We start from the raw sequence: 20,358 nt of genomic DNA, 5'->3' as shown, positions 1-20,358 counted from the left end.
ACGATCAGGCGCTGCAATTCGGTCGCCTGCTCCTTGGCGACGTCGACCATCTTGTCGGTATCGACCCCGACGGCCCTGAGCTTTTCGCTCACCGTCGCCGCGAGGTCTTCGGCGCTGCGAGACAGGCTCTCCTCGACATTCTCGGCTTCGCCGCGAACGCGGCGCCCGGCTGTAGTCGCGCGCTTGGCGATGTCGTCGGCGCCGGCTGCGATCTCATCCCCGGCGCTCTTGACGGAGGTCTCCGCCTGACGCTTCGCGGAAGTGGCGGTCTTGGCCATGTCTGTCGTTCCCTATGTCTGGAAAACCGGTTCCGTCGAGAAATCGACGCGTCATGGTGGCAACGCGCCATCCTCGCTCCGGTTCCGCGAACTGCTCGGTGATCAGCCCGGCCGTTAAGCCGGTTTGGTCTCCTCGCCAGCGTCGTCAAGCTGCGTCTTGCGATACCGCGCGAACGCCTCTTGCGCCACCATGGCAACGAGGAGGATCGGAGTCGAGAGCACTGCGCCTGCCGGCCCCCAGAGCCAGAGCCAGAAGATGAAGCCGATGAAGACCAGGAAGGGCGACACCGTCAGCGTGCGGCCAACGAAGACGGGGGTGATCGCGTTCCCCTCGAGAAGGTGGAGTATGAAATAGGTGGCCGCCGGCCAGGCCGCGCTGAGGAGCGAAGGCGCATCGAGCAGGGCGCCGGCAAACAGCATCACTGTGACGATGATCGGGCCAATGAAGGCGAGATAGTTGAGGAGGAAGGCGAGCGCACCCCAGAATACCGGAAAGGGGAGTCCAGCGAGCCAGGCGATCGCCATCGAGGCCAGGCCCATGCCGAGATTGATCAGCGTGACGAGGCCGAAATAGCGGGCGACCCGCACTTCGATCTCCTCGAAGAAGGATCCGGCGGACCGGCGTGCGCCATGGCCGAGGCAGAGCCTGAGGACGCKCGCCTTGAAAATCCGGCGGGTCGCCAGCCAGAAATACACTGTCGCCACGAAGATCAGCAGCCCGCCGGCGGCAGTGGAGGAGCCGAGCGCGATATCGAAAAGCGGATTGCCTTGCGAGACGTTCAGTTCCACGCCGCTCTTGCCAGAGAGGCTGGCTGCCATCTTCTTGAATTCGTCCATGAAGATAAGGACGCCGGCCAGTTTCGAGCGCAGCGCGGCCAGCATGGCCGGGAACTGATCGCTCCAGGTCGCGATCGGCACTGCCAGCACCGTCAGGGAACCGATCAGGAGCAACACGCCGACAAGGACCACGATAAARGCAGCCAGGAGCTGCGGCACGCCATGGCGCACCAGCCAGTCGACGACCGGGCCGAGCACGAGGCCGAAGATCACCCCCGCGGTGACAGGCAGGGCAATGACCTTGGTGACGGAGAGTGCCGCAGTGGCCAGGATCACGAAAATGCCGACGATGGCATAACGCAGGATCAGGTCATGCTCGTAAGGCGTGACGGTGCTGCCGCTCTCCTCCTCAACGACCTCAGGCTCCACCATATAGCGCGGAAAAGGCCTCCAGGCCKACGTGTTGAGCATGATGCGTTACCCCCGCGCGCGCCGAGGCACGACGGAACGATAACGTCAGTGCGGCCGCTCTGGTTCCCGCCCGGTCTGGCTCGCGGTCAGTGCGCCTCGTCCCAATTGCCGGCCGCGCGCGCATCGACCTGGAGCGGCACTCGCAGCTGTACCGCCGGGTGCGGCGCCTCAACCATCACCTTGGTGATCACCGGCAAGGTTGCCTCGACCTGCGCGTCTGGCACTTCGAAAACGAGTTCGTCATGCACCTGCAGCAGCATGCGGGCATCGAGCCTGGCCTCAGTCAGGGCTCCTTCCATCCGGATCATGGCACGGCGGATGATGTCGGCCGCCGAGCCCTGGATCGGTGCGTTGATCGCCTGACGCTCGACAAAGGCGCGCTCGGACGGGTTCTTCGAGGCGACGGCCGGGAAATGGCAGACGCGGCCGAAGATCGTGGTGACATGACCGTTCGCCCTGACCGCCGTCTTGGTCTGATCCATATAGTCGCGGATGCCGGGGAAGCGCTCGAAATACTTGCGGATATAGGCGCCCGCTTCCTCGCGCCCGATGCCGAGCTGATTGGCGAGGCCGAAGGCCGAGATGCCATAGATGATGCCGAAATTGATCGCCTTGGCGCGCCTGCGCACCTCGCTCGGCATGCCCGCGACCGGCACGCCAAACATTTCCGACGCAGTCATGGCGTGGATGTCGATGCCGTCGGCAAAGGCCTGCCGGAGCTGCGGTATGTCCGCGATATGGGCGAGAAGGCGCAGCTCGATCTGGCTGTAGTCGGCCGAGATCAGTTTGTGACCCTTCTCCGGAATGAAGGCCGTGYGGATCTTGCGACCTGCTTCGGTGCGGATCGGGATGTTCTGGAGATTGGGCTCAGAGGAGGAGAGCCGCCCCGTCGTCGTCGCGGCCAGGGCATAGGACGTGTGCACCCGGTTGGTCGCCGGGTTCACGTAGGCCGGCAGTGAATCGGTATAGGTCGACTTCAGCTTGGCGAGCTGGCGCCATTCCAGGATCTTCGACGGCAGCGGGTGGCCCTGCTCTGCGAGATCTTCGAGCACGCCGGCGCCGGTCGCCCATTGTCCGGTCGCGGTCTTCTTGGCGCCAGCGAGCCCCATCTTGCCGAACAGGATGTCACCGAGCTGCTTGGGACTGCCGATCGTGAACTTCTCGCCGGCGATCTCGTAGATCTCATCCTCGAGCCGCGCGAGCCCCTGCGCGAAGTCGCCCGAGAGCCGCGACAGGATCTGCCGGTCGATGGCGATGCCGCGGCTTTCCATGCGCGCGAGAACGGCAACCAGGGGCCGCTCGAGCGTCTCATAGACGGTGGTCTTGCTTTCGGCTGTCAGGCGGGGCCGGAGCGCGCGCCAGAGCCGCAAGGTGACGTCGGCATCCTCTGTCGCATAGGCGGTCGCCTTTTCCAGATCGATCTTGTCGAAGGTCACCTGTGCCTTGCCGGTGCCCGCGACCTGCGAATAGGGGATGGTCTCGTGGCCAAGATGCAGCTCCGAGAGCTTGTCCATGCCGTGGCTGTTATTGCCGGCATCGAGCGCATAGGAGATCAGCATCGTGTCCTCGATCGGGGACACGGCGAGTCCGTGACGCTGCAGGACGAGCAGGTCGTATTTCAGGTTCTGGCCGATCTTCAGCACGCCGCTATCGGCAAGCAGCGGTTTCAGCGCCGCGACTGCGTCGGCGACGGGAATCTGGCCCTCCAGCATACCACCGCCGAACAGGTCGGTGCCGCCACGATGCTGCAACGGGATATAGCAGGCGCGGCCTGGCGCGACGGCGAGCGAGATGCCGATGAGATCGGCCTGCATCGCATCAAGCGAGTTCGTCTCGGTGTCGAGCGCGACCTGGCCGGCCTCATAGGACCACGCGATCCAGCGCTGGAGATCGGCGAGCGTGCGCACGCATTCATAGGTCGAGCGGTCGATCGGCAGCTTCGCGACCTCGTCGCGCCGCTGTGCCACGAGATCGGCCGGCTTCATCCAGCCATCTGTCGCGGAGGCTGCCGCGATGGGCGCTTGCGCCGAGCCTGGAGCCGCGACCGTTCCGTTGGTCGTGGCGGCGATCGCGTCACCGGCCGGTCCGTCCGTGCCGGCATAGAGCGCCTTGAGCTCGGCTGCACGCGATCCGCCGGGTGCGAGCGCCGGGTCGGGGTCGACTGCCGCGACATCGACCTCGTAGGCCTCGGCAACGCGCTTGGTGATGGTGGTGAACTCCATCGCCTTGAGGAAGGCGACCAGCCTGGCCGGATCGGGCTGGTTCAGTGTCAGGTCGGCAAGCGGTGTCTCGACCGCGACATCGTCGACCAGGGTGACGAGCTTGTGCGAGATCCGGACCTTCTCGACCACCTCGGGATTGGTCAGCGTCTCCCGGCGCTTCGGCTGCTTGATCTCGCCGGCGCGCGCCAGCAACGTCTCCAGATCGCCGAACTCGCCGATGAGCTGGGCAGCGGTCTTGATGCCGATCCCGGGCGCGCCCGGCACATTGTCGGTGGCATCGCCGGCAAGCGCCTGCACGTCGACGACCTTGTCGGGCGTCACGCCAAAATACTCGACCACCTCGGGCTCGCCGATCTTGCGCTCGGCACGAAAGCCCTTGCCCTTCGATGCGTCGCCGGAGGCAGGGTCGTACATGGCGACGCCCGGCCGCACGAGTTGCATCAGGTCCTTGTCGGCCGAGACGATCAGCACGTCGGCCCCAGCCTCGCGCGCCTGCCTGGCATAGGTCGCGATCAGGTCGTCGGCCTCGTAGACATCCTGCTCGACCGGGATCAGGCCGAAGGCACGGACCGCCTCTCGCATCAGCGGGAACTGCGGAATCAGGTCGGCCGGGGGCTCGGAGCGATTGCCCTTATAGGCCGGGTAGAGAGCCTTGCGGAACGAGTTCTCCGTCTTGTCGAAGACGATGGCGAGGTGGGTCGGCTTCACGCCGAGCACGCCCTCGCGCACGAACTGGAAGAGCTTGGTCGCAAACAGCCTCACTGCGCCGGAGGGCAGTCCATCCGAGCGCGAAAGATACTTCCGGTCCTGATTGATCGACTGGAAATAGGCGCGGAAGATGAAGTTCGAGCCGTCGACGAGAAAGAGATGGTCGCCGGGCTTGAGGTCTGGTGCGGTCGTGCTCATGGCGCGGACCTTATGCGGGCGGCGCGGCCGGGTCCATTGCATCCGGGGCGCGATTCGCAGCAAGCTGCGCCAAAACACGTCAGGAGCGAAACGTCATGAGTCCCTACGTCACCATGCCTCTGGTTTTCGAGGGGGTTCCCGAGGATCAGATGCAGGGGCGCGCCGAGGCCTTCCTTGCCCGCATGCGCAAGCGCCGCACGGTGCGCGACTATTCGCAGCGGCCGGTTCCGCGCGAACTGATCGAGACGGCGGTTCGGGCCGCCGGAACCGCTCCGTCCGGTGCGAACCAGCAGCCCTGGACCTTCGTCTGCATCTCCGATCCGGAGCGCAAGAAGCTGATCCGAGAGGGGGCGGAAGAGGAGGAGCGTGCCTTCTATGCCGGTCGGGCCGGCGAGGAATGGCTCGGTGCGCTTGCCCATCTCGGCACCGACGACAGCAAGCCCTTCCTCGAAGAGGCACCCTGGCTGATCGCAATCTTTGCGCAACGCTGGGGTTATGATGCGCAGGGCCGCAAGGTGAAGCACTATTACGTACCGGAATCGGTCGGCATCGCGACCGGCTTCCTGATTGCGGCGCTGCACGATGCCGGGCTCGCGACCCTGACCCATACGCCGGCGCCGATGAATTTCCTGAACGAGATCTGCGGGCGGCCGGACAATGAGAAGGCGTTGATCCTGCTCGTCGTCGGCTATCCCGCCGATGACTGCCTCGTTCCGGCGATCGGCAAGAAGCCGCTGGAGGAGATCGCGAGTTTCCTTTGACTGGGTCGGAGCCTGATGCTCGCCGCTGCGGCGAGCATCAGGCTCCTGAACACGAGCCTCGATTGGCGAGGGGCGCGCATGGTCGGAGCGGACTTGGCCATGACGGACCCTATCTGGGCTCAGGGGCCCCGCCGGCTTACGCGGTGATCGCGTCGATCTCAGCCAGTTCATCGGCATTGAGCGTCCAGCTCGCGGCCTTCACATTGGCTTCGATCTGCTCGGGCCTGGTGGCGCCCGCGATGACGCTGGAAACGACGGGCTGAGCCGCCAGCCAGGAGAAGGCCAACTCGACCATCGTCTTGCCGTGCTTCTCGCAGAAGGCGGAGAGCTTCTCGGTCTTCTGCCAGTTCGCCTCGGTCAGGACCTCGTTGGCGCGCTGGGCCTCACGCGTCATGCGCGCGCCGTCCGGCATCGGCTGATTGCGCTTGTATTTGCCGGTGAGCATGCCGTTCGCGAGCGGGAAATACGGCAGGAGCCCCATGCCAAAATGGCGGGCAGCCGGAATCAGCTCCTTTTCCGCGCCGCGCACCAACAGGCTGTACTCGTCCTGGCAGGAGGCAAAGCCCTCGATGCCATGGTTGCGCGCCGTCCAGTAGGCATCGGCGACCTGCCAGCTCGGCAGGTTCGAGCAGCCGATATAGCGCACCTTGCCCTGGCGGATCAGGTCCTCGAGCGTGCGCAGCGTTTCCTCGATGGGGGTCAGCGGGTCCGGCCGGTGGATCTGGTAGAGGTCGATCCAGTCCGTCTTCAGCCGCTTCAGCGAAGCCTCTACGGCCTCCACGATATAGCGCCGCGAGCCGCCCTTCTTGATGCCCTCGGCATCCATGTCCATGCCGAACTTGGTCGCCAGCACGATGTCCTTGCGGCGTGCGCCCAGGAGTTCGCCGAGAGCCGTCTCCGAGCCGCCGCGCGCGCCATAGATGTCGGCGGTGTCGAACAGGGTGATGCCGCACTCGATCGCCTTGTCGACGACCTTGCGGGCCGCCTCGAGATCGATCCGGCCGCCGAAATTGTTGCAGCCGAGGCCGACGAGCGAAACGCGCAGGCCGGTACGGCCGAGATTGCGGGTAAGCATGATGTGATCCTCCCAGAGTGTGCGGCAGAGGATCAGAGCCAAGGCGACGTGGCAATCGCCGCTATCGTCATTCGCGGGCTGCGCGAGGCGCAGGTTCGCAGAAGCCCGCAGATGCCAGGTCGTTCACAACGAAAAATGGCCGGGCGAGGGGCCCGGCCATCCTGCAGTAGCCGTTACGCCACCGCTTCCTTCTGCTTCTGCGAGCGCTTGCGCTCGTTGGGGTCGAGCACGCCCTTGCGCAGGCGGATCGACTTCGGCGTCACTTCGACCAGCTCGTCGTCGTCGATCCAGGCGAGCKAACGCTCCAGCGTCATCCGGATCGGCGGCGTCAGGCGCACGGCCTCGTCCTTCGAGGTGGTGCGGATGTTGGTGAGCTTCTTGCCCTTGAGCACGTTCACCTCGAGATCGTTCTCGCGGGTGTGCTCGCCGACGATCATGCCCTGATAGACCTTCCAGCCGGGCTCGATCATCATCGGGCCGCGATCCTCGAGGTTCCACAGTGCATAGGCCACGGCCTCGCCGGTTTCCATCGCGATCAGCACGCCGTTGCGGCGCCCGCCGATCTCGCCCTTGTAGGGCAGGTAGGCATGAAACAGCCGGTTCATGATGGCGGTGCCGCGCGTGTCGGTGAGCAGCTCGCCCTGGTAGCCGATCAGGCCGCGGGTCGGAGCGTGGAAGACCAGACGCAGGCGATTGCCGCCCGAAGGCCGCATCTCAAGCATATCGGCCTTGCGCTCCGACATCTTCTGCACGACGACGCCGGAATGCTCCTCGTCGACGTCGATCACGACCTCTTCGATCGGCTCGAGCAGCTGGCCGTCCTCGCCGCGCTTCAGCACGACGCGGGGGCGCGAGACGCCGAGCTCGAAGCCCTCGCGCCGCATCTGCTCGATCAGGATGGCAAGCTGCAATTCGCCGCGGCCGGAGACGATGTAGCTGTCCTTGTCGGCGGCTTCCTCGACCTTGAGCGCGACATTGCCCTCGGCCTCCTTCAGGAGCCGGTCGCGGATGACGCGGGTGGTGACCTTGTCGCCCTCGGTGCCGGCCAGCGGGGAATCGTTGACCATGAAGGTCATCGACACGGTCGGCGGATCGATCGGCTGCGCCTTGATCGCGGTCTCGACCGACGGGTCGCAGAAGGTGTCGGCGACCGAACCCTTCACCAGGCCGGCGATCGAGACGATGTCGCCGGGAATGGCTTCTTCGATCGGCGTGCGCTCGAGCCCGCGGAAGGCCAGGATCTTGCTGATACGGCCGGTCTCGACGAYGGTACCGTCGCCCGACAGCACCTTGATGGTCTGGTTCGGCTTGGCCGTGCCGGAGACGACGCGGCCGGTGATGATGCGGCCGAGATAGGGGTTGGCCTCGAGCAGCGTGCCGAGCATCCGGAACGGGCCTTCCTCGATGCGGGGCTCGGGCACATGGCTGAGGATCAGGTCGTACATCGGGGCAAGGCCCTGGTCCTGCGGACCGGCCGGATCATGCGCCATCCAGCCCTGCTTGCCCGAACCGTAGAGGATCKGGAAATCGAGCTGCTCGTCATTGGCGTCGAGCGCGGCGAAGAGATCGAAGACCTCGTTGATGACTTCCTGGACGCGAGCGTCGGGCTTGTCGACCTTGTTGATCGCCACGATCGGGCGCAGGCCAAGCTTCAGTGCCTTGGAGACGACGAACTTGGTCTGGGGCATCGGGCCTTCGGCCGCGTCGACCAGCACGATGGCGGAGTCGACCATGTTCAGGATGCGCTCGACCTCGCCGCCGAAATCGGCGTGGCCCGGAGTGTCGACGATGTTGATGCGCGTATCCTTCCAGACCACGGAAGTGGCCTTGGCCAGGATGGTGATGCCGCGCTCTTTCTCGAGCTCGTTGGAATCCATCACGCGCTCGATCACGCGCTGGTTTTCGCGATAGGTACCCGACTGCTGGAGCAGCTTGTCGACCAGAGTCGTCTTGCCATGATCGACGTGGGCGATGATGGCGATATTTCGCATGGACATGCGTGGGGTACCTTTTCAGGACCGCGAGCCGGCGCGGAAAGCCCGGCCGGCGCAGTTCACTTTCGTATGGGATTCTGGAATTCGTTGCGCTGCACATAAACGCTAGAGGGCGTTTGGGCAACCTTGATCGACAGCTGCCCGGCAACAGGGGCAGCGCTGGCGCATGAAACTCAGCGGGCGGTGGTCTGCAATTGCCGCCAGACCCAATAGGAATAGCTGAAGGTTGCGGCCATCAGGGCGGCCAGCCCGAGCAGCGTGGCCGTGGCCAGGACGAGGGGTGCCGCGGCGCCCAGCGCGAGGCCGAAGAGGGCAAGGCCGAGGCAGACGGAGCCCCAGCCATAGAGCCTGTGGGTCCTCTGCCAGACCCGCTCGTCCGAAAGCGTCMATGGCGTCCTGACGCCAAATAGCTGCATCGAGCGCGTCTTGGCTGCGACATTGCCGGTGACGACCAGGAAGAGGCCGAGCATCGCGGTCACCAGGCGTGGAACATCGGCCGCATACCCAAGTGCGTGCGCAATCAGAAGCGCGTGGCACGCCGCGATCATGAGCATAACGGCGCTCCATGTTGCGGTGTAGGCCTTGCCGGAGCGGGCAAGATTGTCGGCGCGGGGCTCCATGCGCGGCAGCAGCGCGAACAGTGCCGTGACGAACCCCGCGATGACGGGCAGGCTGAGGAACGCCACCCAGGGCCCGGCGAAGCCGTCTGGCTGGCCGTCGATCCCGAAATGAATGGCGATCCGGGCATCGGGCGACACATGCATCAACGCATAGGTCGAAGCGACGAGCATGCTGCCGAGGACGGCAAGGCTCAGGGTCATGGTGGAGCGGATCATGATTGAGCGTCCTTTGGTTTGGCCGCGCGAGGCCTCGGTTCGAGAGCGAGCCCGAAATGGTCGAGGAACAGACACATTGCCTCTTCGAGCACGGACAGGTTCAGGCGGTAGGTGATGGTGGTGCCGAGCTTGTCGCTCTGGATCAGGTCCGCCTCGCGCAAGACGGCGAAATGGCCKGACAAGGTGGGTTTGGCGAGGTTGAAACGGGCCGCGATCTCTCCGGCTGTCATGTCCCGTTCGCGCAGCAGCCGCAGGATTTCACGGCGTGTCGGGTCGGAGAGCGCTTTGAAGACCATGTTCATCTTCGTTATTTAGGAAATTACCGAAATAAAAGCAAACTGCCATGCTCATGCATGCCCCAAGTGGCGGGGCTGGAAGCTGCCGGATCACGCGGCCGGCGTGCCCTCGGCGTCGAGAAGGGTCTGCCTGCGCTCGGCTACGGCGCGCCCGACCTGATCCATGGCGAGCCGGTATGCGGCGAGGCCGCTGGCGTCGACATCGCCGCTCGAAAAATTCGAGAGCACCTCGGCCAGGATCGCATCGGCCGTGCGTTCGAAATTCTGGAGGGCGGTCTCGTCCTGTTCGGAGCGGATGGCGGAGAGCATCGCGACAAGCCGGTCTAGCCCCGCCATGGCTTTGCGTCGGCGGAGCGTGCTGTCATGGCTGAGCAGGCCGGCGAAACCGGTGCCTAGCAGCGAAAGCGCCATCACGCCCAGATAGAACCAGTCGCCATAGCGCTCGAAGAAGGTTTCCTGCTCGCCGTCGATGAAGGCTGCCGCGCCGGGATGAACCGGCAGCGGTGTGTCCTTGTCGGTCGAGGGTGTCTCCAGTCCCTGGATCGACGGGAGCTCGGCCGCCAGCGTCAGCCTGAGGGCCAGCAGGTCCTTGACGAGATCCCCGACGACGGCGTCGTCGAGGCTTTGGGCCGCAACCAGCCGTGAGGTCACGGAGATCGTCGTCAGGCTCTCGGAGGGGCGCGGCGGGTCTCCGCCGAGCGCGCCGCGCACGATCTCTCCGGTTTCGATCGATCTGTGCCGCGCGGTGATCGCATCCGCCGCGCTGATCGGAATGAGGACCGGGTCGTCGCCCCAGGCCAATTTGAGCTTGCTCAGGCCGTCATTGTTAATGCGCGAACCGACGGCGTTGATCGAAAAGAACGCATCGATCCTGCGTTCGCGCGCGGCGGGTACGATCTCTTCGGAGTTCAGCCCGACGATCTCGACCTMCTCCGGCTTGACCTCGTATTGCGCCAGCACGCGCTTGACCAGCGCGATATTGCCTGCCGGATTACGCACCACGCCGATCCTGCGCCCGCGCAGATCGGCGATACGCCCGATTGCGGTTTCCTTGTTGGTGATCAGGAAGGGGAAGGTGCGGCGGGTGATCAGGGCGGTGTCGGCATTCTCCGGCAGCGCGATATCGGGACGGATGATGGCGAGATCGGCCTGGCCGCTGTCGACGCGCTTGGCGCTCTCCTCGGAGCCCTCCGTGAGGATCAGGCGAAGCCGGATCGAGGATTTTTCGCGGCTGAGCCCCTGTACGAAGCCTGCGGCCATGCGCGCATCCTCCGATCCGAGCGGGCCGACGGCGAGTCTGAGCGTCCGGGGTTGGTTCAGGACGTAGAAGACCGACGCGGCGATACCGAAGATCGCCAGCAGGCCCGCCAGAGCCATGAAACCGCGCCGCCCCATGCCGGACCAATCCTGACCGCTTTGCCGTCGCCCCCGCGACGCGCTTGGCTTCGCTCGTGATCATGTCGCAAGTGGGGCGCGCCGCAAGAGGGCATGGCGCACGGGGACATGGAGGTTGCCGGGCCCGCGGCAGATGTCCTATTGCCGGGGAATGTCGCAAAGCTCCGATGCCTTCACCGTCAAGATTTGCGGTCTCTCCACGCGTGAGACGATGGCGGCGGCGCTCGCCGCCGGTGCCGACATGGTCGGGCTGGTCTTCCACCCGAAGAGTCCGCGCTTCATCGATATGGCTCGCGCGATGGCGCTCGCCGAGATGGCGCGCGGCCGCGCCGAGATCGTGGCCCTGATCGTGGATTTCGATGTGGCGCGGGCAAGGGAACTCGTGGACGCGCTCAGGCCGGACTGGCTTCAGCTGCATGGCCGCGAGACGCCGGAGCAGGCGCTGGCGCTCAAGGCCGCGACCGGTCTTCGCGTGATGAAGGCGCTGGGTGTCGCTGCCCCGTCCGATCTTGCCGCCATGTCCTCTTATGTCGCGGTGACGGACCGCATCCTGCTCGATGCCAAGCCGCCGAAGGATGCGGCCTATCCCGGTGGCCACGGCCGGCCCTTCGACTGGACGATCCTCTCCGGCCTCGACCCGGCTTTGCGCTTCATGCTATCGGGCGGCCTCGATCCGGCGAATGTTGCCGATGCCATCCGCATTGCCCGGCCTGCCGGGGTAGATGTGTCGTCCGGCGTCGAAAGCGCGCCCGGCGTCAAGGATATCCGCCGGATCAGGGATTTCATCGCCGCCGCACGTCAGGCGGCGCAGGATTTGAAGAAGGCAGGCCCGACATGAACGCGCCCCGCAATCCGAATACTTATCGTTCCGGGCCCGACGAGAACGGCCGGTTCGGCATGTTCGGTGGTCGTTTCGTTGCCGAAACGTTGATGCCCCTGATCCTGGAACTGGAACAGGCCTATGATGCCGCCAAGGCCGATCCGGCCTATCACGCCGAGATGGCTGGTGGCCTCAAGCACTATGTCGGCCGGCCGTCGCCGCTCTATCTGGCCGAGCGCCTGACGGATCATTTCGGGGGCGCAAAGATCTATCTCAAGCGTGAAGAGCTGAATCACACCGGCTCGCATAAGGTCAATAATGTGCTCGGCCAGATCCTGCTGGCGCGGCGCATGGGCAAGAAGCGCATCATCGCCGAGACCGGCGCCGGTCAGCACGGCGTCGCCACCGCAACGCTTTGCGCGCGCTACGGCCTCGAATGCATCGTCTATATGGGCGCGGTCGACGTCGCCCGTCAGGCGCCGAACGTCTTTCGCATGCAGATGCTGGGCGCCACCGTGGTGCCGGTCGAATCCGGAACCAAGACGCTCAAGGACGCGATGAACGAGGCCCTGCGCGACTGGGTGACCAATGTCGCGACGACCTTCTACTGCATCGGCACGGTGGCCGGCCCGCATCCCTATCCCGCCATGGTCCGCGACTTCCAGTCGATCATCGGCAGGGAAACGCGCGAGCAGATGCAGGAGCTCGAGGGGCGCCTGCCGGATTCGCTGATCGCCTGCATCGGCGGCGGCTCGAACGCCATGGGGCTGTTCCACCCCTTCCTCGACGATCCCACGGTCGAAATCTATGGCGTCGAGGCGGCCGGGCACGGCATCCCGAGCGRCCTGCATRCCGCCTCGCTGACGGGCGGGCGTCCCGGCGTGCTGCATGGCAACCGCACCTATCTGCTGATGGATGATGACGGGCAGATCAAGGATGCGCACTCGATCTCGGCCGGTCTCGACTATCCCGGCATCGGCCCTGAGCATTCCTGGCTCAACGATGTCGGCCGGGTCAAATATCTGTCCGCCACTGACGAGGAGGCGCTGGAGGCCTTCCAGCTCATCTCCAAGCTCGAAGGCATCATTCCTGCCTTGGAATCGGCACATGCGCTTGCTCGTGTAGCCGAGCTTGCGCCGCAAAAGCCGAAGGACCACCTGATGGTGGTCAATCTTTCCGGTCGTGGCGACAAGGATATTCCGCAAGTGGCGGAGATTCTGGCGGGACGGTGATGCCGGCCCCGTCCGATAGTCTGAGGATAAAACGATGAAGAAGACGATTCTGCTCGCCGCCATGCTGGTTCTGTCTGGCCCCGTCATGGCCCAGACCGCGAACACGGTGGCTCCCGCCGAGGGAATCGTCATCCGGACCGAGGGCGAGGTCAGGGTCAGGCCCGATATCGCGATCCTGCAGGCCGGCATTGTCAGCGAGGGCAAGACGGCCGCCGAGGCTCTCGCCCAGAACACGCCGGCGCTGGCCAGGCTGGTCGAAGCCGTCAAGGCGGCGGGCATCGCCCCAGCCGATCTGATGACCTCGCAGGTCTCGCTGATGCCGCGCATGACGCAGCCTTCCATGTCTCCCGGTCCGAAGCCGCCGCGCGCCGCCACGATCGACGGCTACGAGGCCCGCACCGGCTTGACCGTCACCGTGCGCGATCTCGCCAAGGCCGGTCCGCTGATCGACGCGCTGGCAAAGGCCGGCGTGAACGAGATGTCCGGCATAAGCTTCGGGCTTGCGGACGAGAGCAGGGCCAAGGATGCCGCGCGCCTGAAGGCGGCGGAGGCGGCGCGTGCGCGGGCCGAACTCCATGCCACGGCACTCGGCGTCAAGGTCGGCGAGCTGGTCTCGATCGTCGAGGCTGAAGCCGAAGTCCCAGGCCGCGCCGCGGGCGATGTTCGTGCCTTCCGCATGGCGGCTGGTGCTGCACCGATTTCGGTCGAACCCGGCGAGATCACGGTGACGAGTTCGCTGCGTACGGTTTGGCGCATCGCGCCCTGAGCCCTCGCCAGCCCGCCCCCTTCATGCTAACCGCACGCTCATGACAGAGACCGGCCAGACCCGCATCCAGTCCCGCTTCGCCGCTTGCGCTGCCCAAGGTCGGGCAGCGCTGGTGACCTTCGTCACCGCTGGCGACCCGGATTTCGAGACCGCAAGCGCGATCCTCAATGCCCTGCCTGAGGCAGGCGCGGATGTGATCGAGCTCGGCGTGCCCTTCACCGATCCGATGGCCGACGGCGTCCCGATCCAGCTCGCGGGCCAGCGGGCCTTGAAGGCGGGGCAGACGCTGAAGAAGACGCTGGCCATGGTCGAGTCCTTCCGCAAGGCCGGCCATGACACGCCGATCGTGCTGATGGGATACTACAATCCGATCTGGGCCTATGGCGTCGAGCGCTTCCTGCAGGATGCGCGTCGGATCGGCGTCGACGGGCTCATCGTTGTCGACCTACCGCCGGAAGAGGATGTGGAGCTCTGCCTGCCGGCTCTTGAGGCCGGTATCAGCTTCATCCGTCTGGCCACGCCGACGACCGACGACAAGCGCCTGCCGAAGGTGCTCAGCAACACCTCTGGCTTCGTCTATTATGTCTCGATGACGGGCGTAACCGGTGGCKCGATCGTGAGCTACGACGCGGTCGGCGATGCGGTGGCCCGGATCAAGCGCCACACCGATCTGCCGGTCGCTGTCGGCTTTGKCGTGAAAACGGCGGCCGATGCCGCAGCCATCGCGAAGGGCGCCGACGGGGTCGTCGTCGGCTCCGCGCTCGTCGAGCGGGTTCGCCTCTCGCTGGATGCGGACGGCAAGGCCACGGACAAGACGGTTTCGGCGGTCACCTCGCTGGTTGCGGAACTGGCTGCCGGCATCCGCACGGTCTCCAAGGCGGCCTGACCCGGCCGCTCCAGTCACACGTTTCAAGGATGATCCGATGAACTGGATTTCCGAAGTCGTTCGCCCGCGCATCAAGACCCTGTTCAAGCGCGAGAGCCCCGAGAACCTCTGGATCAAGTGCCCTGATTCCGGGCAGATGGTCTTCCACAAGGACGTAGAGGCCAATGGCTTCGTCATTCCGGGCTCCGACCATCATATGCGCGTCACCGCGCAGGATCGGCTGCGCCTGACTTTCGACGAGGGCAAATGGGTCGATGTCCCGCTGCCGGAGGTCGCGGTCGATCCGCTGAAGTTCCGTGACGAGAAGCGCTATGTCGACCGCCTCAAGGACGCGCGCGCCAAGACCGGCGCGGCCGATGCGTTCAAGGTCGGCTTCGGCCGCGTCCAGGGCCTGCCCCTGACGATTGCCGTGCAGGACTTCCACTTCATGGGCGGCTCGCTCGGCATGGCGGCGGGCGAAGCCTTCATCAAGGGCGCCGAGACTGCGCTCGAGAAGAAGACACCCTATGTCGTGTTCGCCGCCTCCGGCGGTGCGCGCATGCAGGAGGGCATCCTCTCGCTGATGCAGCTTCCGCGGACGACGGTCGCGATCAGGCGTCTGCGCGCGGCTGGGCTGCCCTATTTCGTGGTTCTGACCAACCCGACCACCGGCGGCGTCACGGCTTCCTACGCGATGCTGGGTGACGTCCACATCGCCGAGCCGGGCGCCCTGATCGGTTTCGCGGGCCCGCGCGTCATCGAGCAGACCATCCGCGAGAAGCTGCCCGAGGGCTTCCAGCGCGCCGAATATCTCAAGGATCACGGCATGGTGGACATGGTTGTCCATCGCCATGAGATTCCGGCGACGCTGGCGCGGCTGGGCCGCCTGCTGACCAAGCAGTCCGAGCCGGCAGCTGATGCCAAGCAACCGGTCGGGCCGGTCCCCGAAGCGGCCTGACACGGATAACGGACGGCCGGAGGCCGAGCGCATCATGGGGTCTTCCGACACGCTGCTGGCGCGCTTCCTGGCGCTGCATCCCAAGCTGATCGATCTCTCGCTCGGCCGCATCCTGACCTTGCTGGAGCGGCTCGGCGACCCGCACAAGCGCCTGCCGCCGGTGATCCATGTCGCCGGCACCAATGGCAAGGGTTCGACCATCGCCTTCATGCGGGCGATTCTCGAGGCGGCGGGTCTCAGCGTCCATGTCTACACTTCGCCGCATCTGGTGCGCTTTCATGAGCGCATCCKGCTCGGTCAGCCGGGCGGCGGTCGTTTCGTCGACGAGGCCGTGCTGGTCGAGGCACTGGAGCGCTGCGAACGGGCCAATGCCGGCGACCAGATCACCTTCTTCGAGATCACCACTTCGGCCGCCATGCTTCTCTTCTCCGAGCACAAGGCCGACGTTCTGCTGCTCGAGGTCGGTCTCGGCGGTCGCTTCGACACCACGAATGTCGTCGCCCATCCCGCCTGCACGGTGGTGACGCCGGTCTCGATGGACCATGCCGAGTATCTCGGCGATACCGTCACCAAGATCGCGGGCGAGAAGGCCGGCATCTTCAAGCGCGGCGCCCCGGCCGTGATTGCGCCACAGGAACCGGAGCCGACGGCCGTGCTCGAAGCCGCGGCCGAACGCGTGGGCGCCTCGAAAATTCTGATCGGCGCGCAGGACTTCAACATTCACGAGGCGGGTGGACGGCTGGTCTACGAGGATGGCGACGGCCTGCTCGATCTGCCGTTGCCGCGCCTCACCGGGCGTCATCAGCACGTCAATGCCGGTACGGCCATAGCGGCCTTGCGCGCAGCCGGATATGGCGGCCTGCCGGCCCGCGCCTTCGAGCAGGGCATGCTCAATGCCGAATGGCCGGCACGGCTGCAAAGGCTGGCGCGCGGCCAACTCGCCGAACTCGTGCCTGCTGGCGCCGAGCTATGGCTCGATGGCGGCCACAATCCCGATGGCGGCCGCGTTCTTGCGCAGGCGATGGCCGACCTGGAGGAGAAGAACCCGGCTCCGCTCGTCATGATCGCGGGATTGCTCTCGACCAAGGACGCAACGGCGACGCTCGGGCATTTCAAGGGGCTCGCGCATGCGCTCTTTGCCGTGCCGATCCACAACCAGCTTGCTGCTCGCCCGGCCGAGGAGGTTGCGGCTCTCGCGCGGGTCGCCGGGTTGAATGCCGAGGTCGCGGGCTCGGTCGAGCAGGCGTTGCGCGAGATTGCAGTGCGGACCTGGCGGGGGCCGCCGCGCATCCTGATCTGCGGCTCGCTCTATCTGGCCGGCGAAGTGCTTTCGGCCAACGGTACGCCACCGGTGTAGTACCGGCACGGATGGGGAGAGTGCGATGCAGGCCCGGCAATTCGGAGCAAATGGCCCGTCGCTCCCCGTCATCGGCCAGGGCACCTGGAACATCGAACTCGCCGATCAGGCCGGCGCGGTGGCGGCATTGCGTCGCGGGCTCGACCTTGGCCTGCGCCATCTCGACACGGCAGAGATGTATGGCTCTGGCCGCTCGGAGGAGATTGTCGGAGAAGCCATCGCCGGGCGACGAGACGAGGTCTTCCTCGTTTCCAAGGTGCTGCCGTACAACGCCTCTCGTGCGGGGACGCGCAGGGCCTGCGAGGAATCGCTGAGGCGGCTGCGCACCGACAGGCTCGACTGCTTCCTGCTGCATTGGCGCGGCTCATACGCGCTGGAGGAGACTTTCGCAGCCTTCGAGGACCTGAAGCGCCAGGGCAAGCTTCTGTCCTGGGGCGTCAGCAATTTCGACGTCGATGATCTCGACGAGGCGCTGGCGATTGCCGGCGAGGGCATCATCGCCTGCAACCAGGTCCTTTATCATCTCGGCGAACGTGCCATCGAGCATATGGTCATCCCGTGGTGCGAGCGTCACGGCGTTGCGGTGACCGCCTACAGCCCATTTGGTCAGGATGATTTTCCCTTAGCCGCAAGTGCCGGCGGCCGCGTGCTCACCGATGTTGCGATCACGCATGGAGCAACACCGCGTCAGGTCGCGCTTGCCTTCCTGACCCGCCAATCCCCGGTCTTCGCGATCCCGAAGGCCGCCAGGGCCCAACATGTCGAGGACAATGCCGGTGCGCTGAGGCTGCACCTGAGCGACAGCGAGATCGCGCGGATCGACGCTGCTTTTCCACGTGGACCCAAGCCCCGTTCCCTGCCGATGTTGTAGGGGACGCCTGCAKGTCAAGCCGRCCGCGCGGAAACCAAGTTGCGGCTTTCTGCTTTACAACTGGGGGCTGAAGGGCGTTTCCTAGAGTAAAGGCGGCGGAGCATCGCATCCGACAACGCCGAATTCTTGCAACGGTTGCGTCTTCAGGAGTGGTGTGATGCGTCGCGTCCTCGGCGTCCTCGCCGTATTGTTTCTTTCGCTTGCCGGCTTGGCTTCGGCCCAGGCCGGCGTTCAGGTCCGGGTCGACCTGGCTGCCCAGCGCATGCAGGTGACGACCACTGACGGAGAGATCTACAATTGGGCGATCTCATCAGGCCGCAAGGGATTCCGCTCGCCCAACGGCGTCTATAGCCCGACGCGGCTGGAGCGGAGCTGGTACTCGCGCAAATATGGCGGGGCGATGCCCTATTCCGTGTTCTTCCGTGGTGGCTATGCCATCCACGGCACGACAGCGGTAGGTGCACTCGGCCGGCCGGCATCGCATGGCTGCATCCGGCTGCATCCTGCCCATGCCGCCAAGCTGTTTGCGCTGGTCAAGAAGCACGGTGCCGGCCAGACGCGTATTGCGCTGAATGGTGCCAGTTCGGACGGGCTGTCGCAATTTGCCAGGGCAGGCGGTGCCAAGAGCAAGCTCGCGAAGGCGCCTCAAAAGAGCAAGGTCGCCATTGCGCAGTCGAAGTCCAAGCAGCGTGCGGCCGCGATCGCGCATCAGCGTGGCGTGCCGAACTGGGATGCGGCGCGTGATCAGCTCTTCATGCGGCCGACCCTGCCGCCCAACGCCTATGGCTACCAGCCCTACCGGGCCGGGCCGACCTGGAGATAAGGGCTCAGATCGCCTCCACGGCGATCCGCATCCAGCCGCTGAGCGTCTCGCCCGGCTGAAGCCGGGTGAGCGGAGAGGTCGCGCGCGCTGCAGCCTCGCTCGGCGAACCGATGGCGTGGCTTTGCGGCTCGACGCAGAGGAAGTCGGCACCAGGAGGCGCCCATACGACCGGGCAGCGCAGCGTTTCGCTTGCCGTGACGGTGATGGCGACGCCGCGCGACGGTGTTTCCATGCGCGCAGCGCCATCCCAACCGAGGAAACTCCAGGCCGTTTCTGCCCGAGTTGCGAAGAGCGGGCTGGCGGCATAGGGGCCGCCATCTGCGAGCGGTTGCGAGCCGGTCGCGCGGAAGCCGTTGCCGAGGATCAATGCGCCGTCGGAGCGCATTCTGAGGCGCGTATCCGCAGCCGCGGGAAACCAGGGATGGAGCCCGAAACCAAAGGGTAGGGCCACATCCGCCTCGTTTATGATCGCAAGGGTGATGGTCATACCGGAATCGTCGAGGCTGATCTCCTGCCGCGCGCGGTAGCGGTAGGGATCTTCACCGGCGCTGCGCCGATGTTCCAGGACGGTATGGCCGTGGTCATACCGCAGGACCTCCCAGTCCGACTGCCAGCCGAAACCATGAATGCTGCCTGTTCCCGCAGGATCGTTGGCCGGCACCCGAAAGCGCTGCTCGCCATCGTCGATGACGCAATCGAAGGCGCGATTGGCAAAGGGCAGCATGGCCCAGCTGCCGAAGCGATTGGGGGCCGCGATCGAGGGAACCGCCCCCGCCGGCGCCCGCAGAAGCGAACGCAACTGCCCGTCAGGCGCGCGCCATTCGAGCGCGGTCACCATCGCACCGACCTCGGGCGCGATCGCGGCGGAGAGAGGCCCGGACTGCAGGGTAAGCATCGTGATGTCCTTACTTGATCAGCGGGCGTAGCATCGCCTGCATCGAGCGCATGCGCGGCAGGAACTGCGCCACCATCTCCTCGGCCGAGGTCCGCTGCACCTGTCCGGAAATATTGAAGGCGGCAACGGTCTCGCCACGCGCATTGGCGAGGGGGAGCGCCATCGAGATCAGGCCAAGTTCCAGTTCCTGATCGACCACGCTGTAACCCCGTTCGCGCGCCGCCGCCAAGGCGGCCATGATCCGTTCCGGCTCCGTTACGGTATGAGGCGTCAGCGCTCGCGGCCGGCCGGACAGAATCCGTTCGCGGGCCTCGTCCGGTGGCAGCGCTGCGAGCAGGACGCGCCCCATCGAGGTGCAGAAGGCGGGCAGACGCGAGCCGACGGAAAGGCCGACGGACATGATCCGCCTCTGCGCCGAACGCGCGATATAGACGATCTCGTGTCCGTCGAGCAGTGAGGCCGAGGAGGATTCATGGGTTTCCTCGGACAGCCGCTCCAGGAAGGGCTGGACGAGCTGGGGCAGGGCGCTGGAGGCCAGCCAGGCATGGCCGAGCCTGAGCACGCGCGGCGTCAGCCGGAAGAACTTGCCGTCGAATTCGGCGTAGCCGATCCTTGTGAGCGTCAGAAGGCAGCGCCGGGCCGCCGCGCGGGACAATTCGGTGGCGCGCGCCACGTCTGCGATGGTGAGCTTCTCATGCGCCGCGTCGAAGCATTCGATCACGGCCAGCCCCTTTTCCAAGGCGGCCATATGGTCGCGATC

Annotated in this window: 19 protein-coding genes; 9 read left to right on the top strand and 10 right to left on the bottom strand. The window is 65.6% G+C overall.

Annotation, left to right across the window (positions count from 1 at the left end; all coding sequences use genetic code 11):
* The 3 genes from AC1DJT_RS19290 to polA form a co-directional block, all read right to left on the bottom strand.
* Positions 1 to 278 (bottom strand): hypothetical protein (locus AC1DJT_RS19290; protein ID WP_476834679.1); only part of this gene is annotated, 278 nt, incomplete at its 3' end.
* Between the two features lie 114 nt (positions 279 to 392).
* Positions 393 to 1,526, bottom strand: a complete 1,134-nt coding sequence (locus AC1DJT_RS19285) for an AI-2E family transporter (RefSeq protein ID WP_476834678.1) — start codon at positions 1,524 to 1,526, stop codon at positions 393 to 395.
* An 86-nt stretch (positions 1,527 to 1,612) separates the two neighbouring features.
* Positions 1,613 to 4,654, bottom strand: a complete 3,042-nt coding sequence (gene polA / locus AC1DJT_RS19280) for a DNA polymerase I (RefSeq protein ID WP_476834677.1) — start codon at positions 4,652 to 4,654, stop codon at positions 1,613 to 1,615.
* Between the two features lie 95 nt (positions 4,655 to 4,749).
* On the opposite strand from polA, the gene AC1DJT_RS19275 reads away from it, so the two are divergent.
* Entirely contained in the window at positions 4,750 to 5,415 is a 666-nt protein-coding gene (locus AC1DJT_RS19275; protein ID WP_476767528.1) for a nitroreductase family protein, read from the top strand.
* A 136-nt stretch (positions 5,416 to 5,551) separates the two neighbouring features.
* On the opposite strand, the gene AC1DJT_RS19270 is transcribed toward AC1DJT_RS19275, so the two are convergent.
* From AC1DJT_RS19270 to AC1DJT_RS19250, 5 genes are all read right to left on the bottom strand, one after another.
* Positions 5,552 to 6,490 (bottom strand): aldo/keto reductase, encoded by a 939-nt coding sequence (locus AC1DJT_RS19270; RefSeq protein ID WP_476767529.1) that lies wholly within the window; start codon positions 6,488 to 6,490, stop codon positions 5,552 to 5,554.
* A 173-nt stretch (positions 6,491 to 6,663) separates the two neighbouring features.
* Positions 6,664 to 8,487 carry a translational GTPase TypA gene (typA, locus tag AC1DJT_RS19265; protein ID WP_476834676.1) on the bottom strand — a complete coding sequence of 608 codons (1,824 nt, stop codon included), beginning with the start codon at positions 8,485 to 8,487 and terminating at the stop codon, positions 6,664 to 6,666.
* 170 nt (positions 8,488 to 8,657) lie between these two features.
* Positions 8,658 to 9,320 carry an SdpI family protein gene (locus tag AC1DJT_RS19260; protein ID WP_476834675.1) on the bottom strand — a complete coding sequence of 221 codons (663 nt, stop codon included), beginning with the start codon at positions 9,318 to 9,320 and terminating at the stop codon, positions 8,658 to 8,660.
* Positions 9,317 to 9,616, bottom strand: a complete 300-nt coding sequence (locus tag AC1DJT_RS19255) for an autorepressor SdpR family transcription factor (RefSeq protein WP_441490596.1) — start codon at positions 9,614 to 9,616, stop codon at positions 9,317 to 9,319. The genes AC1DJT_RS19260 and AC1DJT_RS19255 overlap by 4 nt, the downstream gene beginning before the upstream one ends.
* Before the next feature lie 90 nt (positions 9,617 to 9,706).
* Positions 9,707 to 11,011, bottom strand: a complete 1,305-nt coding sequence (locus tag AC1DJT_RS19250; RefSeq protein ID WP_476834674.1) for a TAXI family TRAP transporter solute-binding subunit — start codon at positions 11,009 to 11,011, stop codon at positions 9,707 to 9,709.
* A 151-nt stretch (positions 11,012 to 11,162) separates the two neighbouring features.
* On the opposite strand from AC1DJT_RS19250, the gene AC1DJT_RS19245 reads away from it, so the two are divergent.
* The 8 genes from AC1DJT_RS19245 to AC1DJT_RS19210 all read left to right on the top strand — a co-directional run bounded on the left by AC1DJT_RS19245 (position 11,163) and on the right by AC1DJT_RS19210 (position 18,703).
* Positions 11,163 to 11,849, top strand: a complete 687-nt coding sequence (locus AC1DJT_RS19245; RefSeq protein ID WP_441490598.1) for a phosphoribosylanthranilate isomerase — start codon at positions 11,163 to 11,165, stop codon at positions 11,847 to 11,849.
* Positions 11,846 to 13,063 carry a tryptophan synthase subunit beta gene (gene trpB, locus AC1DJT_RS19240; RefSeq protein ID WP_476834673.1) on the top strand — a complete coding sequence of 406 codons (1,218 nt, stop codon included), beginning with the start codon at positions 11,846 to 11,848 and terminating at the stop codon, positions 13,061 to 13,063. The genes AC1DJT_RS19245 and trpB overlap by 4 nt, the downstream gene beginning before the upstream one ends.
* A gap of 34 nt (positions 13,064 to 13,097) precedes the next feature.
* On the top strand, positions 13,098 to 13,829 hold the full coding sequence (locus AC1DJT_RS19235; protein WP_476767532.1) for an SIMPL domain-containing protein: 732 nt from the start codon (positions 13,098 to 13,100) through the stop codon (positions 13,827 to 13,829).
* A 40-nt stretch (positions 13,830 to 13,869) separates the two neighbouring features.
* On the top strand, positions 13,870 to 14,715 hold the full coding sequence (gene trpA / locus AC1DJT_RS19230; RefSeq protein ID WP_476834672.1) for a tryptophan synthase subunit alpha: 846 nt from the start codon (positions 13,870 to 13,872) through the stop codon (positions 14,713 to 14,715).
* A gap of 37 nt (positions 14,716 to 14,752) precedes the next feature.
* A complete protein-coding gene (accD, locus tag AC1DJT_RS19225) occupies positions 14,753 to 15,652 on the top strand; it encodes an acetyl-CoA carboxylase, carboxyltransferase subunit beta (protein ID WP_441490602.1) in 900 nt (299 codons plus the stop codon).
* A 34-nt stretch (positions 15,653 to 15,686) separates the two neighbouring features.
* Positions 15,687 to 17,009 (top strand): bifunctional folylpolyglutamate synthase/dihydrofolate synthase, encoded by a 1,323-nt coding sequence (locus AC1DJT_RS19220; RefSeq protein WP_476834671.1) that lies wholly within the window; start codon positions 15,687 to 15,689, stop codon positions 17,007 to 17,009.
* Positions 17,010 to 17,034: 25 nt separating this feature from the next.
* Positions 17,035 to 17,880: an aldo/keto reductase gene (locus AC1DJT_RS19215; protein WP_476767534.1), complete on the top strand. Its 846-nt coding sequence runs from the start codon at positions 17,035 to 17,037 to the stop codon at positions 17,878 to 17,880.
* A gap of 157 nt (positions 17,881 to 18,037) precedes the next feature.
* Positions 18,038 to 18,703 (top strand): L,D-transpeptidase, encoded by a 666-nt coding sequence (locus AC1DJT_RS19210; protein ID WP_476767535.1) that lies wholly within the window; start codon positions 18,038 to 18,040, stop codon positions 18,701 to 18,703.
* Between the two features lie 4 nt (positions 18,704 to 18,707).
* Here AC1DJT_RS19210 and AC1DJT_RS19205 read toward each other — a convergent pair whose 3' ends face one another.
* Complete coding sequence (locus AC1DJT_RS19205) at positions 18,708 to 19,598, bottom strand: aldose epimerase family protein (RefSeq protein WP_476834670.1); 891 nt, start codon at positions 19,596 to 19,598, stop codon at positions 18,708 to 18,710.
* Positions 19,599 to 19,608: 10 nt separating this feature from the next.
* Positions 19,609 to 20,358: IclR family transcriptional regulator domain-containing protein (locus tag AC1DJT_RS19200; RefSeq protein ID WP_476834669.1), on the bottom strand; the 750-nt coding region annotated here is incomplete at its 5' end.

This window comes from Allobosea sp. 05T422_2 (assembly GCF_056396265.1).
This window is presented reverse-complemented; position numbering and strand designations above follow the sequence as displayed.

Coding starts and splice junctions, on each gene's coding strand:
- AC1DJT_RS19205 (WP_476834670.1), bottom strand. CDS start 19,598: ATGCTTACCCTGCAGTCCGGGCCTCTCTCCGCCGCGATCGCGCCCGAG.
- AC1DJT_RS19270 (WP_476767529.1), bottom strand. CDS start 6,490: ATGCTTACCCGCAATCTCGGCCGTACCGGCCTGCGCGTTTCGCTCGTC.
- AC1DJT_RS19275 (WP_476767528.1), top strand. CDS start 4,750: ATGAGTCCCTACGTCACCATGCCTCTGGTTTTCGAGGGGGTTCCCGAG.
- AC1DJT_RS19235 (WP_476767532.1), top strand. CDS start 13,098: ATGAAGAAGACGATTCTGCTCGCCGCCATGCTGGTTCTGTCTGGCCCC.
- accD (WP_441490602.1), top strand. CDS start 14,753: ATGAACTGGATTTCCGAAGTCGTTCGCCCGCGCATCAAGACCCTGTTC.
- AC1DJT_RS19245 (WP_441490598.1), top strand. CDS start 11,163: ATGTCGCAAAGCTCCGATGCCTTCACCGTCAAGATTTGCGGTCTCTCC.
- AC1DJT_RS19215 (WP_476767534.1), top strand. CDS start 17,035: ATGCAGGCCCGGCAATTCGGAGCAAATGGCCCGTCGCTCCCCGTCATC.
- AC1DJT_RS19210 (WP_476767535.1), top strand. CDS start 18,038: ATGCGTCGCGTCCTCGGCGTCCTCGCCGTATTGTTTCTTTCGCTTGCC.